We start from the raw sequence: 17,628 nt of genomic DNA, 5'->3' as shown, positions 1-17,628 counted from the left end.
GCGCATGCTATTTGTAATGCACTTCCAGGACTTCCAGGCGACGGGTGCCGCCGGGCACCTGCACGGCAACCTCTTCGCCCTCTTCCTTGCCCAACAGGGCGCGTGCAATCGGCGTCGAGAACGCAATGAGACCCGCTTTGACGTCGGCCTCATCCTCACCCACGATGCGATAGCTGAGTTCTTCCTCGGTGTCGACGTCGACCAGATCCACGGTGACCCCGAACACAATCTTACCGTTCTGCGGCAGCTTGGTGACATCGATTACCTGGCTGTTGGACAGCTTGCCTTCGATGTCGGCGATACGCCCTTCGATGAAACCCTGTTCCTCACGCGCGGCGTGATATTCGGCGTTCTCTTTCAGGTCGCCGTGCTCACGCGCTTCAGCGATGGAGGCAATCACACGCGGGCGGTCTTCGGATTTCAGTCGTTTGAGTTCGTCCTGCAGCAGCTGTTCGCCGCGCACAGTCAGGGGCGTTTTGCTCATACGTTCAGTTCTCCGTGCAGATCCTTGAGCGGATTCACTTCGAAATTGTCCAGATAGTCCATGGCCAGACAAGCCGCATCGGCACCCGCGATGGTGGTGAAATACGCCACCTTGTGATGCAGGGCTGCGGAGCGAATCGAATGCGATTCGGCAATCGATTTCTTGCCTTCAGCGGTGTTGACCACCAGCGCAACCTGGCCGTTTTTGATCAGGTCAACGCAATGTGGGCGGCCTTCCTTGACCTTGTTGATCTTTTCGTAGCCAATGCCGGCTTCAGCCAGAACCACGCCAGTTCCGCGCGTGGCATAGATGGTGAAGCCCTGGTCAGCCAGCTTGCGACCGAGGCTGGCCAAAGCAGCTTTATCGCTGTCACGCACCGACAGTAACACGCCGCCGGAGGTGGGCAAATTCACGTTACTGGCGACCTGGGCCTTGGCAAAGGCAGCGCCGAAGCTGCGCGAAATACCCATCACCTCCCCGGTGGATTTCATCTCCGGCCCCAGAATCGGGTCGGCAGCCGGGAACTTGTTGAACGGGAAGACCGATTCTTTGACCGAGAAATATGGCGGGCGCGCGGCTTCGGTAAAGCCCTGATCCGGCAGGCTCTGGCCGGCCATGCAGCGGGCCGCGATCTTGGCCAGCGGCGCACCGATGGCTTTGGACACGAACGGCACGGTGCGCGATGCACGCGGGTTGACCTCAAGCAGGTAGACCTCGTCATTCTGCACTGCGAACTGCGTGTTCATCAGGCCTTTGACGCCCAATGCGCGGGCCAGCGCGGTGGCCTGCTTGCACAGTTCTGCCTCAATCTCCGGCTTGAGCGAATGCGGAGGCAGGCAGCATGAGGAATCGCCGGAATGCACGCCGGCCTGCTCGATATGCTCCATGACTCCGGCAATGACGACATTTTCGCCATCGCTGACCGCATCGACATCAATTTCGATGGCGCTCTCCAGAAAGCGGTCGAGCAGCACCGGGCTGGATTCGGACACGCGCACGGCTTCGTCCATGTAGCGGCGCAGATCTTCCAGGTCGTAGACCACTTCCATGGCACGACCGCCCAGCACGTAGGACGGGCGCACGACCAGCGGGAAACCAACGTCTTCAGCCAGAACTTGAGCCTGATCGGAGGAATTGGCGATACGGTTCTTGGGCTGCTTGAGCTTGAGTTCTTCGACCAGTTGCTGGAAGCGTTCGCGGTCCTCGGCCAGATCGATGGAATCGGGCGAGGTGCCAATGATCGGCGCGCCTGCCGCTTCCAGTGCGCGGGCCAGTTTGAGAGGGGTTTGTCCGCCAAACTGCACGATCACGCCGACCGGCTTTTCGAGTTCGACGATCGCCATCACGTCCTCGAACACCAGCGGTTCGAAGTACAGACGATCGGAGGTGTCGTAATCGGTGGAGACGGTTTCCGGGTTGCAGTTGACCATGATGGTTTCATAACCATCCTCACGCAGGGCGAGTGCGGCGTGGACGCAGCAGTAGTCAAATTCGATGCCCTGGCCAATGCGGTTCGGCCCGCCACCCAGCACCATGATTTTCTTGCGTTCGCTGGGCGCGGCTTCGCACTCCTGCTCGAACGTCGAATACATGTATGCGGTGGAGGTCGGGAATTCGGCCGCACAGGTGTCAACGCGCTTGAACACGCGACGCACGCCGAGTTCCTTGCGGCGCAGGTGCACGGTGGCCTCATCGCTGCCGAGCAAGTTGCCGAGGCGGCGGTCGGCAAAGCCGAGTTGTTTGAGGCGGAACAGCTCATCCGCGCCCAGATCCAGCAGATTGCGCCCGACCAGCCCCTTCTCAGCCTCGATGATTTCCTGAATTTGCTCGAGGAACCAAGGGTCTATGGAGGAGTATTCATGTACTTCTTCAAGGCTGTAGCCATGCCGGAAGGCATCGCCGACGTACCACAGGCGGTGCGCTTGCGGGACCGAGAGTTCCTCGCGAATGCGTTCATCGCGCTCGTTATCGGCCAGCCCGGCGACCTGGGTTTCAAAGCCGTAGGAGCCAATTTCCAGGCTGCGCATGGCTTTTTGCAGCGATTCCTGAAAGCTGCGTCCGATTGCCATCACCTCGCCCACCGATTTCATCTGGGTGGTCAGACGGGCATCGGCCTGAGGGAATTTTTCGAAGGTGAAACGCGGCACCTTGGTGACCACGTAGTCGATGGCTGGCTCGAACGATGCCGGGGTGGCGCCACCGGTGATTTCGTTCTGCAGCTCGTCCAGGGTGTAGCCGACGGCCAGTTTGGCGGCGACCTTGGCGATCGGGAAGCCGGTGGCCTTGGAGGCCAGGGCCGAAGAGCGCGACACGCGCGGGTTCATCTCAATGATGACCAGACGTCCGTCCTTGGGGTTGACCGCAAACTGAACGTTGGAGCCCCCGGTGTCGACGCCGATCTTGCGCAGCACCGCCAGCGAGGCGTCGCGCATGATCTGGTATTCCTTGTCGGTCAGGGTCTGCGCCGGCGCCACCGTGATGGAGTCGCCGGTGTGCACGCCCATGGGGTCGAAGTTTTCGATCGAGCAGATGATGATGCAGTTGTCGGCGCGGTCGCGCACCACTTCCATCTCATACTCTTTCCAGCCGAGCAGCGATTCTTCCAGCAGCACCTCATCGGTGGGCGAAAGATCCAGGCCGCGGGCCACGATCTCTTCGAACTCTTCCGGGTTGTAGGCGATGCCGCCGCCGGAACCGCCCATGGTGAAGGACGGCCGGATAATGGTCGGGAAACCGATTTCCTTTTGTGCTTCGCGCGCTTCTTCCATGGTGTGCGCGAGCAGGCTGCGAGCTGATTCCAGGCCGATTTCGTTCATTGCCTCACGGAATTTCTCGCGGTCCTCGGCCATGTCGATGGCATCTTTCGACGCGCCGATCATTTCCACGCCATAGCGCTCGAGCACGCCTTCGCGGGCCAGATCCAGCGCGCAGTTCAGCGCGGTCTGGCCGCCCATCGTCGGCAGTAGCGCGTCCGGGCGCTCCTTGTCGATGATCTTTTCCAGCACCTGCCAGGTGATCGGTTCGATATAGGTGGCGTCGGCCAGATCCGGGTCGGTCATGATCGTGGCCGGATTGGAGTTCACCAGAATTACCCGGTAACCCTCTTCACGCAGCGCTTTGCAGGCCTGAGCACCGGAGTAGTCGAACTCACAGGCCTGGCCAATCACGATCGGGCCGGCGCCGATGATCAGTACACTTTGGATGTCGGTTCTTTTGGGCATCGTTCTCGTCGAGCAAACGCCCGCTCTAATGAGCGGACGCGAAAATCATGGTGGGTTCAGGCGGCGTCCATCATCTGCACGAAGCGTGCAAACAAGGGGCTGACATCATGCGGACCGGGACTGGCTTCCGGGTGCCCCTGGAAGCTGAATGCCGGGCAGTCGGTGCGGGCAATGCCCTGCAGGCTGCCGTCGAACAGCGAGCGGTGGGTTGCACGCAGGGTGTCTGGCAGGCTGGACTCATCCACTGCAAACCCATGGTTCTGCGAGCTGATCCAGACCTGGCCACTGTCCAGATCCTGGACTGGGTGGTTGGCGCCGTGGTGGCCGAACTTCATCTTCAGCGTCTTGGCACCGCTGGCCAGCGCCAGGATCTGATGACCCAGGCAGATGCCGAAAACGGGCAGCTTTTCAGCCATCAGGCGTTTGGCCGCAGCGATACCATTGCTGACGGGTTCGGGGTCGCCGGGGCCGTTGGAGAGCATGACGCCATCAGGTTTCATGGCCAGCACTTCTTCAACCGGTGTCGAGACCGGCACCACGGTGAGGTCGCAACCCAGATGTACCAGCTCGCGCAGAATGTTGCGCTTGACGCCGAAATCGTAGACCACGACTTTGTATTTGGGTGCTGCCGGTGCCTGCCGCCACAAGCCTTCGGCCCAGGCATGTGCGGCGCTGCAGCTGACTTCACTGGCCAGATTCGCACCCTGCATGCCGGAGAAAGCCTGCGCCTTGGCAATGGCTTGCTCCGCGCTGAGTTCATCACCGACCACCAGGCAGGCGTTCTGGGCACCGTGATCGCGCAGGATCCGGGTCAGGCGGCGGGTGTCGATGTCGCAGATCCCTGGCCGCCCATGTTCGGCCATGTAATCTTCCAGCGTCTGCGTGGTGCGCCAGTTGGAAGGTTTGCGCGGCGGCAGGCGGGTTATCAACCCAGCCAGGTGCAAACCATCTGATTCGGCGTCTTCCGGGTTGACCCCCACATTGCCAATATGCGGATAGGTCAGCACCACGAACTGGCCGGCGTAGGACGGATCCGTAAGGATTTCCTGATAACCGGTCATGGCAGTGTTGAAGACAACTTCACCGACGCGATGACCGTCGGCACCAAATCCCTGACCTTCAAAAACGGTCCCGTCAGCCAGGGCGAGAATAGCGCTTTTACGACTCAAATCCGGACAATCCCTCGCAGGTCCACAAACTGTGGGCAAAAAAAGGGGGGCGAAAGCCCCCGCGATCCGACGAATTATAGCCCGACTTGATCGTCGCAGCATAGGTGTTTTGCCTGAAATGCAGCTGCCACGGTGTTCTGCCTGCGGCGGGCTTGGCGCAATTCCTTACAATACGCGGATGCAGCTCGCTTCTTACTCCTTCGATGGCCCGGTCGCGCTCGCGCCCATGGCCGGCATCACCGACCGCCCGTTCCGGCAGATCTGCCGCGAATGGGGCGCAAGCTATGCCGTGGCGGAGATGCTCACCAGCGATGCCAGCTTGTGGCACTCGCGCAAATCGCGGCTGCGTATGGACTTCACCGGTGAGGCTGGGCCGCGCATCGTGCAGATCGCTGGCGGCGATGCGCAGATGCTGGCCGACGCGGCACGGCGCAACGCTGATCTGGGCGCCGAAGTCATCGACATCAACATGGGTTGTCCGGCCAAAAAAGTGTGCCGCAAGGCGGCGGGGTCGGCCTTGCTGGCCGATGAACCGCTGGTGGCCGAGATTCTTGAGGCCGTGGTCAAAGCGGTGAATGTGCCGGTCACACTGAAATTTCGCACCGGACCGACCCGCGAGCATAACAACGCCCTGCGCATTGCCCGGCTGGCCGAAGACTGTGGCATTCAGGCCCTGGCTCTGCATGGGCGCAGCCGTGCTGACGCCTATCGTGGCGAGGCCGAGCACGACACCGTTCGGGCGGTGAAAAGCGCGGTCAGCATTCCGGTGTTGGCCAATGGTGATGTCAGTAGCGCTCAGCAGGCCCGCGCGGTGCTGGCGCACAGCGGTGCTGATGGCTTGCTGATTGGTCGTGGCGCGCAGGGGCGTCCTTGGCTGTTCGCCCAGATTCGCGCCCTGCTCGATGCCGAGCAAGACCTGCCTGACCCAGCACTGCAAACACAGGCCGAAACCATCAATCAGCACATCGCGGCGCTGCACGCGTTTTACGGCCCGCAAGGCGGTGTGCGCGTGGCCCGCAAGCACATCACCTGGTATCTCGAACATTGGCCGGGTGGCGCGCTGTTACGGCGCGAGCTGATGAAGCTGGACTGCGCCGAAGCCCAGCGCGACATGCTGGCTGCCGGACTCGAATCACTGCTGGTGGCCGAGGCCGCCTGATCTGACCCTCTTCCCGTTCTGACATCGATGCCGACCACACAACTGCCTTTTGGACTGAGCAAAAATCTCGCCGCGCTGATCATCGCGGTGCTGACCGTGGTGCTGGTCAGCCTGCTTGTCGTAACCAAGCCGGATGCTCAGGTCAATCCGCCGCAGGAGCCGGTGTACACGGTACGGGCGATCACGGTGGAGCCCGCGCCGCGCCGCCCCAGCCTGCTGCTGTACGGCACGGCGGAGTCTCCGGCGCGGGCGCGCATGACCGCAGCCGTGGCGGCTGACGTGCTGGCTGTGCATGCGCTGGCGGGGGATCACCGACCACACGGCGAACTGCTTATCGAACTGGATCCGGCAGAAGCGGATATTGCGCTCAGTCAGGCGCGCGCCCAACTGGCCCAGGCCGAGGCCCAGTTGGCCCTGGACGCCGAACAGCGGCGCAGCAACAAGGCCGCGCTGGAGCATGAACAAGCCTTGCTGTCGTTGGCCGAGCGCGCGGTTGCTCGGGCGGTGCGTCTGCGCCAGCAAGGGGTTTTGTCGGAGGCCGAGCTTGATTCCACCAAGCAGAATCACCAGCGCCAGAAAATTGCACTGGAACAGCGCCGACTTGCGGTGCAGCAGGCCGATGCCGTAACCCGCCAGCTTAAGGCGCAGGTAGCCAGCGCAGAGGCGCAGCTGCGGCGCGCCGAGCTGGATTTGCAGCGTACCCAGATCGTCGCGCCGTTTGATGCCGCCGTGGTGCAAACCCACGTGGCGCCGGGCGACCGGGTGACTCCGGGGCAGCCGTTGATCGACGTCTATGATCAGTCGCGCGTGGAAATTCGTGCCCAAGTGCCGAATCGCTATGTCCCCGCGCTCAAACAGGCCCTGCAGCAGGGGCAGCTCATTCGCGCCCAGGTGATGTCGGCTGGGCAGCGCCTGCCGGCCCAGTTCTTGCGCCTGGCCGCCAGCGCGGGCGGCGGGGGGCAGTACGCGTTTTTCCGGGTGGCCGGCGCCGCGGTTGCAGTGGATGCCAATGTCAGTCTGGAGCTGGATCTGCCGCCCCAGGCGCAGGCCGTGGCGGTGCCCTTCACGGCGCTGTATGACCTTTCCCGTGTTTTTCGGGTCAGGGATGACGGCCGTCTGGAGAGTCTGACGGTTGAGAATCTGGGCGACTTTCATAGCGCCGAGGATGGGCTATCAAGCCCGCCGCAGCTGCTGGTGCGCAGCGCCGACATTCAGGCCGGCGATCGCATCATCACCACACAGCTGCCCAATGCGATCAGCGGTCTGAAGGTTCAGGTCATCAGCGATGAATGAAAGCGATGCAGCGGGGCGCCACCGCAATGATCTGATCGGACAGTTCGCCCAGCATCCGGTGGCCTGCAATCTGCTGATGGTCATGATGCTGATGGCGGGGCTGTGGGGACTGAGCAAGCTCAACACCCAGCTGTTTCCGACCTTTTCCATCGACTACATCAACATCGTGGTGCCGTGGAGCGGCGCCAGTGCCGAAGACGTTGAAGAAGCCGTGGTCAACGTTATCGAAGACAAGGTGCGCAACATCGCCGGGGTGCGCGAAATGACCTCGGTGTCCAAGCGTGGCTGGGGCGGCGTGTGGCTGCGGTTTGAAACTGGCACCAACCTCAACGCCGCTGCCGATGAGGTGGATCAGGCGATTACCGGAATTCGCAACCTGCCGCAGGATGCCGAAGATCCGGTGATCACGATTCTGGAAAACCGCGAACTGATCAGCCGCCTGGTGGTGACCGGCTCGGAAAGCCTGGCCGAGCTGCGCCCGATTGCCCGGCGCATGGAGCAGGAGCTGCTGGCCAAAGGCATTGCGGAAATCCGCATCATCGGTCTGCCGGAAGAGGAAATCGCCATTCAGGTTGAGCGCCAGACCCTGCATGAACTGGGCTTGTCGCTGCCGGATATTGCGGCACGCGTGCGCAGCCAGAGCCAGGATGTGCCGGCCGGTGAACTCGGGCAGGCGGATATTTCGCGCGAATTGCGCGCCGTCGAGAAGCGCCGTTCGGAACTCGGCTTCGAACGTTTGCCGCTGTACAGCCAGGCCGATGGCAGCGTCCTGACACTGGGCGATGTGGCCACCGTATCGCGGCGCGCTCGCGATGGTTCGCTGACCATGCGCATGAACGGTCAGACCGCGGTGGAGTTGGCCCTGTATCGCTCGTCCACGGACGATACGCTGGACATGGCACGCACGGTCGACAGCTGGCTGGCCGATTTTCGCCAGCAGATCCCGCCTGGCTTTGAAATCAGCGTGTATGACGAACAATGGAAGCCGCTGCAGGAACGCATCAGCCTGATGGTCAAGAACGGCGCCAGTGGGCTGGTGCTGGTGGTGCTCATCCTGTTCGTTTTTCTGACCGGGCGGGTTGCCTTTTGGGTCACCGTGGGCATCCCGGTATCGTTTATGGCCACCCTGATGGTGCTGTACCTGATCGGGGGCAGCATCGACATGATTTCACTGTTTGCCTTGATCATGGCGCTGGGCATCATCGTGGATGACGCCATCGTGGTCGGTGAAGACGCCCTCACCCACTACCAGCAAGGGGGTGCACCTCTGCAGGCCGCCGAAGGTGGTGCCCGGCGCATGTTCTGGCCGGTGATATCGTCGTCGCTGACGACCATTGCCGCTTTCCTGCCACTGATGCTGATCGGTGACTACATCGGAGCGATACTTGGGGCCATCCCCTGGGTGATCGTATGCGTCATCATCGCCTCCCTGATCGAAAGCTTCCTGATTCTTCCGGGACACCTGCGGCACGCGTTTGTTGGTCAGCATCACCGCCCCGAGAGCGCCCTGCGAGGCCGCCTCAATGCAGCGTTTGATCGTTTCCGCGATGAGATCTTTCGGCCGGTCATCCGGCATGCGCTGAATCACCGCCGTTTGGTGGTTGCGGGTGCACTGAGCTCCCTCATGCTGGTTTTTGGCCTGATGGCCGGTGGGCGCATCGGCTTCGTGTTCTTCCCCACCCCCGAAGTCAACATGCTGATTGCCAATGCCGGCTTCGCCGCCGGAACACCGCGCGAGCGCATGTCGGGCTACATGGCTGAGATCGAAGCCCAGATTCGTGCAACCGATGAGGCCCTGGGGGGCGGTCTGGTGCGTACGGCGGTCACGCGCCTGGGCATGGCGATACAGCCGGGGACCAACTTCACCCGCACCGGTGATCAATACGCCCATATCCAGATCGAACTGTTGGAATCCGATCACCGTGATGTGCGCAACACCCAGTTCATCCAGGAGCTGGAATCACGAGTGGTGCGACGCCCAGAAATGGACAGCTTCGGCGTGTTTGAGCCGTCTCTGGGGCCGCCCGGCCGCGACCTGGAAATCCGCATCAGCGGGCACGATGCCACCGCGCTCAAGCAGGCCGCGCTTGAACTTACCGAAGTGCTGAGCGCGACGCCGGGTGTGGCCGGCGTGGAGGACGACACTCCGTACGGCCGCGAGCAAGTCATTTTTGAACTCAATCCGGTGGGCAAAGCGCTGGGCCTGAGCACTGCCGACATCGGCAAACAGCTGCGCGCCAGCTTTGAAGGCGAAATCGTGCAGATCATCCAGATCGCCGGTGACGAGGTGGAAGTGCGGGTGACCGGCGCGGATGCAGAGCGCGACCATCTGCGCGGCCTGGACAGCCTGCCCATCCGCCTGCCCAGCGGCCAGACGGCGCCATTGGGCAATCTTGTCGATCTGCATGCACGACGCGGGTTTGAGCGTTTGCGCCATGCCGGCGGGCAGCTGGCGATCAAGGTCACCGGTGATGTGATTGAAAGCATCGCCAATGCCAACCTGATCCGCGCGGACCTGCAGAGCAAGGTGCTACCCGAGCTGGCAACCCGCTACCCGGTGCAATTTGCCTTCACCGGTCAGGCCGAGGATCAGGCCGCGACGCTGGGCGACATGCAGCGGGGGCTGATTTACGGTCTGGCCATGATCTATCTGGTGCTGGCCTGGGTCTTTGGCTCCTACGGCTGGCCGCTGGTGGTGATGAGCATCATTCCATTCGGTCTGGTCGGTGCACTGTTCGGTCACTGGCTGATGGGACTGGATCTGACCATTCTGTCGCTGTTCGGGTTCTTCGGCCTGTCTGGCATTGTGGTCAACGACTCGATCATCCTGGTCGCCTTTTATAAGGAGCTGCGCGAGAAAGGCCTTGAGGTCCAGGAGGCTTTGATCGAAGCCAGTTGTCAGCGCCTGCGCGCGGTGATGCTGACATCGCTGACCACCATCGCCGGGCTGACCCCGTTGATGTTTGAAACCAGCCTGCAGGCACGTTTCATGATTCCGATGGCCACCTCGATCACATTCGGCCTGGCCTTTGCCACGGCGCTGGTGCTGATTCTGGTGCCGACCTTGCTGAGTCTTTATGAGCAGGCGGTGAGCCGTTGGCCGCGCCGCGCTGAAGCGGCCATCAGCGAACAGCGCTGAGGCGGTTTACCAGGGGCGGAAGGTGCTGCGCTTCTTGGCGGCGCCGAATAGCGTGTCCAGGCTTCCGCCGACAATTTCTGCGCCGGTGCGGGCCATTTCCTTGGCCATGTCACCGCGGGCCACACCGCGCATGGCCTCGCGAAAGCCTTCGGTCACCTCGCGGCGAAATTCCGGCAGCAACTCCTCGCCCGCAGCCAGCGCACCACGGCGCACGCGTTCTTCCAGCTCCTCGGCCAGCTCCAGGCGCAATTGCGTGATTTGCGCACGCATGCGGGCACGGTAAAGCAGATAAGCCACGCACCAGGTCATAACACTGCTGAGCAGTGCCGTCGTCAAAGCCAGAACCAGTACGTTCATGCTGATCATCTCGCGAGCGATGGGCTGAAAGAATAGAGCAAAGTGAGCAGGAAGTGGTTCAACGCCCGTGCCTGATTGGGTCTGCGCGTGCTTGTTCGAGGGAACTCAGATATTGCGGTTTTCGTCATATGACTGTGATCTGCAAATACCGCAAACCTATCGAAATCGATAGAAAACTCGTATCATCGCCGCCGCATCAAGCAAATTGAGGCTTTAAATACAAATGTCAAAACGGAAAACAGGTATGGATCTGAAAAAACTGGGCGTAAAAGAGCTGGCCGCTTTGCAAGCCGATATTCAATCGGAAATGGTGCGTAAGAAGCAGGAACAAAAGCGCGAAGTCGTCAACAAAGTAAAAGCACTGTTGGCCGAGCATGGCATGACCCTGGATGACCTGCCGGGGCGCAGTGCCAGCAAGGGCAGCAAAGGTGGCAAAGGCTCTGTTGCGCCGAAGTACCGCAATCCCAAAGACCCCTCGCAGACCTGGACAGGACGGGGGCGCAAGCCTCGCTGGGTCGCGGATCACCTGGAAAAAGGTGGCAAGATGGAAACCCTGGCGATCTGATCAGGTATAAAAAAGGCCGGTTATCCCGGCCTTTTTTATGGGCGATATCGATTGTTAATCGGCGCCCAGTTTGAATAAATGGCTGCGGTAGTGGCGCAATTCATCGATGGAATCACGAATATCGTCAAGCGCCAGGTGGGTTGATTGTTTGTTGAAACCCGCAAGCACCTCAGGTGCCCAGCGCCGGGCCAGTTCCTTGAGCGTGCTGACATCCAGATTGCGGTAATGGAAATAGGCTTCCAATTCGGGCATGTAGCGGTCCAAAAAACGCCGGTCCTGCCCGATACTGTTGCCGCAGATCGGCGATACACCTTTATCTACGAAGCGCGCAATAAAATCCAGCGTTTGCTGTTCGGCCTCGCGTTCGCTCACATTCGAGCTTTGTACGCGGGCAACAAGCCCTGAACCGGTGTGCGTGCGCGTGCACCAGTCGTCCATGGCGTCGAGCTCGGCGTCAGGCTGGTGGATGGCCAGCACCGGCCCTTCGGCCAGGGTGTTGAGGTGCTTGTCGGTGACGATGGTGGCGATTTCGATGATGCGGTGACGTTGCGGATCCAGCCCGGTCATTTCCAGGTCGATCCAGATCAGGTTGTCATTCGACTTCATCGGCGCTCCCGTGCAAAGGGCCGCATTATGCAATATGCATGCGCCACAAATTGAGCTTGACCGTGGTCACTGCTATGTTTGCGCGCCCTGATTGACGGCGAGACGGGCTGAGCATGAGCGAAGTTGCCCTGCATCAACAACGCTGCGTGGCCTGCGAAGGCGGCATTGCGCCGCTTGATCAGCCTGCGCTAAAGGCCGGCTTGAACGCACTGGCCGAATGCTGGCACGTCGACACGCTGGATCAGTCGCCAGCGCTGAGCGCCCGTTTCAGCTTTCGCAATTATTATCAGGTCACCGCGTTCGTTAATGCGGTGGCATGGATCGCCCATCAGGAAAATCATCATCCGGATATCCATTTCGGGTATCGCGCGTGCACGGTGTACTGGACCACCCACGCGGCCTCGGGCATCACCCAGAACGATTTGATTTGTGCAGCCAAGGTCGATGCCCTGCTGCGCACCGAAGAGCTTGCACCATGATTCTGATTCTTCATCCCAACACCGATCACGGCAGTGCCGATTACCGCGCCCTGCTCCAGCAGCTTGATGGCCTGGACAACGTCGATTTTCGCGTTCATCAGGTCAAAGGCGCCCAGCAGGTGCTGACCGAGATCTATCTGCTTGGTGACACCGCCACGCTGCCACGTGATGACATGGCGGCCCTGCCCTGTGTTGAACGTGTGGTGCGCATCTCCGAGGCCTATCGCATTCTGGGCCGCCATGCCGACGATCAGCGCCCCAGCGAGTTCACCTACAACGGCGTGCGTTTCGCCCAGGACAACCTGAACGTGTTCGCCGGTCTGTGCGCGGTGGATGTGCCTGAGCATGTGGATCAGATGATGCACGCGCTGACCCAGCTGCAGGGTGATGCCCAGGTGTGCACCCGCATGGGCGCCTACAAACCGCGGACCAATCCGTATTCCTTCCAGGGCCATGGTGCGGAGTGTCTGCCGTGGGTGTTCGAGTTGGCCGGCAAGCACGGCATGAAGGTGATCGCCATGGAGATCACGCACGAAAAGCACATCGACGAGATCTACACCGCGCTGGAGAAAACCGGTCATCCCACCGGAGTGATGCTGCAGATCGGCACGCGCAATACGCAGAACTTCGAACTGCTCAAGGCGGTGGGCCGACAGCAGGAGTTTCCGGTGCTGCTCAAGCGCGGTTTCGGCATCACCCTGGAAGAATCACTCAATGCGGCCGAATATCTGGCCAGTGAAGGCAACAGCAACGTGATTTTCTGCCTGCGCGGTATGAAAACCAATATGGGCGACCCGCACCGCAATTTTGTCGATTTCTCGCATGTGCCGGTGGTCAAGCGCTTGACCCGCATGCCGGTGTGTATCGATCCGTCGCACTCGGTGGGCACACGTTCACGCGCGCCGGACGGTTTGCTCGACGTGTTTCATGCCACCGCACAGGGTGTGATTGCCGGCGCCAACATGGTGCTGGTCGATTTTCACCCCAAGCCTTCGGTGGCATTGGTCGACGGGCCACAAGCGCTGCACATGAATGAACTGCAGCACTTCATGGACGATGTGAAGATCGCGCGACAGGCGTATGACGCGCGCAAGGCACTGGCCAAGCGGTATCAGATCGATTCGTGAGTACCGACACCCCGCCGGCGAATTACGGCCGTTACCCGATTGACCGTCTGGCGCCCGGGCTGTGTGATGCAGCCCAGCGCAGCCGGAGACCGCTGCTGGTCGTGGCGGCTGACGAGCAGGACGCCTATCGTCTGGAAGAGGCGCTGCGCTTCTATGCCAACGGGCTGGAGGTGGTTCATTTTCCGGACCCGGAAACCCTGCCTTACGACCTATATTCGCCGCATCAGGAGCTGATTTCCGAACGGCTTGGCCTGCTTTATCAGCTGGGCCAGATGAACAGCGGCGTGATCGTGACATCGCCGTCGTGTCTGATGCAGCGTCTGCCGCCGCAGGATTACCTCGGCCAACGCGCCCTGTTCGTCAAACAGGGCCAGCGGCTTGATCTGGAACAGGAACGCAGCCGTCTGGCGGCGGCCGGTTATTCGGCCGTGGGTGAGGTTTATCACCATGGTGAATACGCGGTGCGCGGCTCCATCCTGGATATCTTCCCGATGGGGGAGCGCTCGGCGTTTCGTATCGACCTGTTCGATGACGAGGTCGACAGCATCCGCCTGTTCGACCCGGACACCCAGCGTTCCAGCGACAAGATCGAGGCCATTCGCCTGCTGCCGACGCGTGAAGTGCCACTCGACAAGAGCGCCATCGAGCACTTCCGGGAACGCTACCGCACGCGTTTCCCCGGCGACATTCACCGTAGCCGCATCTATGCCGATATCAGCAAGGGCGTGGCGCCTGGCGGCATCGAGTATTACCTGCCGCTGTTCTTCGACAGCACCGCCACGCTGTTCGATTATCTACCTGAAACATGCATGGTCAGTCTGTGCTGCGACGACAGCGCCTTGCAGCAGCATTGGGATCAGATCATCTCGCGGCATGACGAACGCGGGCACGATATCGAGCGCCCCTTGCTGGCGCCGCAAGAGGTTTTTCTGTCACCGCAACAGGCGCGCGAGGCCATGGCCGGCTTCGCGGCGCACCGCGCCGAGGCCGCGGCACCTGCTGCAGCGCTTGAGATCAGCGCCCAGACGGTGTCAGCGGAGCACCCCAAACGCGTGCTCGAGGCCATCGAGTCTGCCGAGCGGGTCCTTTTTGTGGCCGCCTCCGCCGGCCGTCGCGAAAAGCTGGCGGAGGTGCTTGGCGAGCATGGCATTACCGCCAAGCGTCAGGACAGCTGGGCGGATTTTATTGCGGCGCGTAACCGCTACGGCCTCACCGCCGGCAATCTTGAGCGCGGCTGCAGCCTCAAGGACGGTGCAATCCGGGTTGTGACCGAGGGTGATCTGTTCGGCCCTCGCCCGCCGGTACGCCGCAAGCGCAAGGCCGGCCGCGATGCCGAATCCCTGCTCAAAGATCTCAATGACCTGTCCATCGGCATGCCGGTGGTGCACCGCGATCATGGTGTGGGTTTGTACCAGGGCTTGAGCAAGCTGGATGTCGGCAATCTCGAGCAGGAATTTCTGACCCTCGAATACAAGGGCGGCGACCGCATCTACGTGCCGGTCACCAGTCTGAATCTGGTGCACCGCTATACCGGTGGCGATTCGGAACATCCGCCGTTGCATGGGCTGGGTTCTGACCGCTGGAAAAAGACCCGCGAAAAAGCCGCCAAACGTATCCGCGATGTGGCCGCAGAGCTGCTCGAGATTCAGGCCCGACGCGCGGCGCGCCAGGGGCGCGAAACCGAAGCCGACATCTACGAGTACGAACGCTTTGCCAGCGGGTTTCCGTTCACCGAGACCGAAGATCAGGCCCAGGCCATTGGCGATGTGCTGGGCGACATGGCCCGGGCCCAGCCCATGGACCGGGTGGTTTGCGGCGATGTCGGCTTCGGCAAGACTGAAGTCGCTTTGCGCGCCGCCTTTGTCGCCGCTCAGGCCGGGCGTCAGGTCTGCGTCCTGGTGCCCACCACCCTGCTCGCGCGCCAGCATCTGCAGACTTTTCTGGATCGTTTTGCCGATTGGCCGATCCGCGTGGAGGGGCTGTCGCGGCTGAAATCAGCCAAGCAGCAGGACGGCCTGCTCGCTCAGCTCGCCGACGGTCAGGTCGACATCGTGATCGGCACCCACCGGCTGCTCCAGAAAGACGTCAAATTCAAGGATCTGGGCCTGGTCATCATCGACGAGGAACAGCGCTTCGGGGTGCGCCACAAAGAGCGCATGAAAGCGTTGCGGGCCGAGGTCGACATGCTCACGCTGACCGCTACACCGATCCCGCGCACGCTCAATATGAGCATGAGCGGACTGCGTGATCTGTCGATCATCGCCACACCGCCAACCCGCCGGCTGGCGATCAAAACCTTTGTCAGCGAATGGGAAAATGCGGTCATCCGCGAGGCTTGCCAGCGCGAGCTTAAGCGTGGCGGCCAGATCTATTTTCTGCACAACCGCGTGCAGGACATACAGCGCATTGCCGATGAGGTGCGTGAGATCGTGCCGGAAGCCCGCGTCGCGGTGGCCCATGGGCAGATGAATGAGCGCGAACTTGAGCAGGTGATGCTGGATTTCTATCACAACCGCTTCAATCTGCTGGTCGCTACCACCATTATCGAATCGGGCATCGACATCCCCAACGCCAACACCATCATCATCAACCGGGCGGATCATCTGGGACTGGCCCAGTTGCACCAGTTGCGTGGGCGTGTCGGGCGTTCACACCACCGCGCTTACGCCTATCTGTTGGTGCCGGACAAGCGTCAGCTGACCAAGGATGCAGAACAGCGTTTGGCCGCGATTGAGGCCATGGGTGAGCTTGGCGCCGGTTTCCAGCTGGCCACCCATGATCTGGAAATACGCGGTGCCGGCGAACTGCTGGGCGAAGAGCAAAGCGGCCAGATTCAGGAAATCGGTTTCACCTTGTACACCGACATGCTCAATCGCGCCGTGCGCGCGCTCAAGCGCGGTGAAATCCCAGACGTGGGTCTGGATGACGGTGCGGGCGTGGAGGTTGATCTTGGCGTTGCTGCCCTGCTGCCGGATGACTACATCCCTGACGTGAATACTCGTCTGGTGTTGTACAAGCGCATCAACAACACCACCACGGCCGCTGAACTTGACGAACTCAAGATTGAACTGATCGACCGCTTTGGCCTCCCGCCGGAGGCCAGCGAGAACCTGTTCGTGGTGCATGCTGTTCGGGTCGCTGCAGAGCCGCTGCAACTGGCTCGCATTGAGGCCATGGATGAGGGCGCGCGGTTGCATTTCGGCAATCCGGATGCGATCGACCCAGAGCGTGTCATAGGCCTGATTCAGTCCAACCCCAGGCTGTACCGCCTGCATGGCGACAAACGTCTGGATATCCAGCTCACCATGCTTAAACTGAGCGACCGGCGTGAGGCGATTGTAAGCGTACTGACGGCACTGAGCGGCCCCACACCTGGCTGATTGATGCGCTATCATCGATGCATTCAGAAATACGGAATGCATGGATGCGTATCGGTTTTGCCCACCTGTTGTGTGGGGCTGCGTTGGCTGTGATGAGTGCACAGCCTAGCGCGGCAAAGACCTACCGTTGGGTCGACCAGCAAGGCCAAGTTCATTACAGCGATCACCTGCCGGCTAAACACACCCAGACGGATATCGAGGTTGTCGATGAGCACGGTGTGGTCAGCATACTGGGCACCCCTTCGGAAGACGCGGCGGATGAGACAATCCGACAAGCCGCTGATGCTCAAAGCAAGGAGGCGCAACGCCGCCAGGATGAGCAGTTGCTTAGTCGTTACGCCAACACCGACGAAATCGTAGCTCGTCGCAACGAACAGCTTGCAGTGCTCGATGCACGCCTTGCCATTGCGGAACGCGCTCTGGCGCAGAGCCAAGACGCGCTGAGCACAATGCGTGAGCGTATCGAGCAAACCTTGCGCGCCGGCCAAACGGTGTCGGCACAAGCGCAAAATCAGTTGCTGGAGCATGAAACCGTGGTGCGCAGCAGTCAGGCTGCGCTGGATGCAATGCGCGCAGAGCGCAACAAACTCGAAGCTGAATTTGAGCGTGACCTCCGACGTTTCAGTGAGCTGAACTCTTAATTCAAAAG

Annotated in this window: 13 protein-coding genes; 8 read left to right on the top strand and 5 right to left on the bottom strand. The window is 61.1% G+C overall.

The genetic code is table 11. From position 1 onward, the window contains the following. Window positions 1–7: 7 nt before the first annotated feature. From greA to carA, 3 genes are read right to left on the bottom strand one after another with little or no spacing between them, the layout of a single operon-like run. Window positions 8–484: a transcription elongation factor GreA gene (gene greA, locus ATO7_RS12810; protein ID WP_083562289.1), complete on the bottom strand. Its 477-nt coding sequence runs from the start codon at window positions 482–484 to the stop codon at window positions 8–10. Next, window positions 481–3,705, bottom strand: a complete 3,225-nt coding sequence (gene carB, locus ATO7_RS12805) for a carbamoyl-phosphate synthase large subunit (protein ID WP_083562288.1) — start codon at window positions 3,703–3,705, stop codon at window positions 481–483. Before carB ends, greA begins: the two co-directional genes overlap by 4 nt. A gap of 56 nt (window positions 3,706–3,761) precedes the next feature. After that, complete coding sequence (gene carA / locus ATO7_RS12800; RefSeq protein WP_206044921.1) at window positions 3,762–4,874, bottom strand: glutamine-hydrolyzing carbamoyl-phosphate synthase small subunit; 1,113 nt, start codon at window positions 4,872–4,874, stop codon at window positions 3,762–3,764. A gap of 178 nt (window positions 4,875–5,052) precedes the next feature. Here carA and dusB point away from each other — a divergent pair, with 178 nt between their 5' ends. The 3 genes from dusB to ATO7_RS12785 are packed head-to-tail and all read left to right on the top strand — an operon-like array spanning window position 5,053 to window position 10,465. Then, on the top strand, window positions 5,053–6,033 hold the full coding sequence (dusB, locus tag ATO7_RS12795; protein WP_146680341.1) for a tRNA dihydrouridine synthase DusB: 981 nt from the start codon (window positions 5,053–5,055) through the stop codon (window positions 6,031–6,033). Between the two features lie 27 nt (window positions 6,034–6,060). Beyond that, complete coding sequence (locus ATO7_RS12790) at window positions 6,061–7,326, top strand: HlyD family secretion protein (protein WP_083562282.1); 1,266 nt, start codon at window positions 6,061–6,063, stop codon at window positions 7,324–7,326. Next, the gene (locus tag ATO7_RS12785) at window positions 7,319–10,465 is read left to right on the top strand and encodes an efflux RND transporter permease subunit (protein WP_083562279.1); all 3,147 of its coding nucleotides are present in this window, start codon (window positions 7,319–7,321) and stop codon (window positions 10,463–10,465) included. Before ATO7_RS12790 ends, ATO7_RS12785 begins: the two co-directional genes overlap by 8 nt. Window positions 10,466–10,471: 6 nt before the next feature. Here the strand turns inward: ATO7_RS12785 and ATO7_RS12780 are convergent, their stop codons facing one another. Then, on the bottom strand, window positions 10,472–10,822 hold the full coding sequence (locus ATO7_RS12780) for a hypothetical protein (RefSeq protein ID WP_146680340.1): 351 nt from the start codon (window positions 10,820–10,822) through the stop codon (window positions 10,472–10,474). 244 nt (window positions 10,823–11,066) lie between these two features. Here ATO7_RS12780 and ATO7_RS12775 point away from each other — a divergent pair, with 244 nt between their 5' ends. After that, a complete protein-coding gene (locus ATO7_RS12775) occupies window positions 11,067–11,387 on the top strand; it encodes an H-NS histone family protein (RefSeq protein ID WP_146680339.1) in 321 nt (106 codons plus the stop codon). 54 nt (window positions 11,388–11,441) lie between these two features. Here ATO7_RS12775 and orn read toward each other — a convergent pair whose 3' ends face one another. Continuing rightward, on the bottom strand, window positions 11,442–11,993 hold the full coding sequence (gene orn / locus ATO7_RS12770; protein ID WP_083562273.1) for an oligoribonuclease: 552 nt from the start codon (window positions 11,991–11,993) through the stop codon (window positions 11,442–11,444). Between the two features lie 113 nt (window positions 11,994–12,106). Between orn and ATO7_RS12765 the strand changes: the two genes are divergently transcribed. From ATO7_RS12765 to ATO7_RS12750, 4 genes are all read left to right on the top strand, one after another. After that, window positions 12,107–12,472 (top strand): 4a-hydroxytetrahydrobiopterin dehydratase, encoded by a 366-nt coding sequence (locus ATO7_RS12765; RefSeq protein WP_083562271.1) that lies wholly within the window; start codon window positions 12,107–12,109, stop codon window positions 12,470–12,472. Continuing rightward, window positions 12,469–13,599, top strand: coding sequence for a 3-deoxy-7-phosphoheptulonate synthase (locus ATO7_RS12760; protein WP_083562269.1), 1,131 nt, complete (start codon window positions 12,469–12,471; stop codon window positions 13,597–13,599). Before ATO7_RS12765 ends, ATO7_RS12760 begins: the two co-directional genes overlap by 4 nt. Continuing rightward, window positions 13,596–16,979, top strand: coding sequence for a transcription-repair coupling factor (gene mfd / locus ATO7_RS12755; protein WP_083562267.1), 3,384 nt, complete (start codon window positions 13,596–13,598; stop codon window positions 16,977–16,979). Before ATO7_RS12760 ends, mfd begins: the two co-directional genes overlap by 4 nt. A gap of 92 nt (window positions 16,980–17,071) precedes the next feature. After that, window positions 17,072–17,620, top strand: coding sequence for a DUF4124 domain-containing protein (locus ATO7_RS12750; protein ID WP_158523206.1), 549 nt, complete (start codon window positions 17,072–17,074; stop codon window positions 17,618–17,620). The last annotated feature ends 8 nt before the right edge of the window (window positions 17,621–17,628 follow it).

The organism is Oceanococcus atlanticus (assembly GCF_002088235.1).
Lineage (GTDB): Bacteria > Pseudomonadota > Gammaproteobacteria > Nevskiales > Oceanococcaceae > Oceanococcus > Oceanococcus atlanticus.
This window is presented reverse-complemented; position numbering and strand designations above follow the sequence as displayed.

Excerpts from the sequence above, each read along its gene's own strand:
- greA (WP_083562289.1), bottom strand. The coding sequence starts at position 484 with ATGAGCAAAACGCCCCTGACTGTGCGCGGCGAACAGCTGCTGCAGGAC.
- carB (WP_083562288.1), bottom strand. The coding sequence starts at position 3,705 with ATGCCCAAAAGAACCGACATCCAAAGTGTACTGATCATCGGCGCCGGC.
- dusB (WP_146680341.1), top strand. The coding sequence starts at position 5,053 with ATGCAGCTCGCTTCTTACTCCTTCGATGGCCCGGTCGCGCTCGCGCCC.
- ATO7_RS12790 (WP_083562282.1), top strand. The coding sequence starts at position 6,061 with ATGCCGACCACACAACTGCCTTTTGGACTGAGCAAAAATCTCGCCGCG.
- ATO7_RS12785 (WP_083562279.1), top strand. The coding sequence starts at position 7,319 with ATGAATGAAAGCGATGCAGCGGGGCGCCACCGCAATGATCTGATCGGA.
- ATO7_RS12780 (WP_146680340.1), bottom strand. The coding sequence starts at position 10,822 with ATGAACGTACTGGTTCTGGCTTTGACGACGGCACTGCTCAGCAGTGTT.
- ATO7_RS12775 (WP_146680339.1), top strand. The coding sequence starts at position 11,067 with ATGGATCTGAAAAAACTGGGCGTAAAAGAGCTGGCCGCTTTGCAAGCC.
- orn (WP_083562273.1), bottom strand. The coding sequence starts at position 11,993 with ATGAAGTCGAATGACAACCTGATCTGGATCGACCTGGAAATGACCGGG.
- ATO7_RS12765 (WP_083562271.1), top strand. The coding sequence starts at position 12,107 with ATGAGCGAAGTTGCCCTGCATCAACAACGCTGCGTGGCCTGCGAAGGC.
- ATO7_RS12760 (WP_083562269.1), top strand. The coding sequence starts at position 12,469 with ATGATTCTGATTCTTCATCCCAACACCGATCACGGCAGTGCCGATTAC.
- ATO7_RS12750 (WP_158523206.1), top strand. The coding sequence starts at position 17,072 with ATGAGTGCACAGCCTAGCGCGGCAAAGACCTACCGTTGGGTCGACCAG.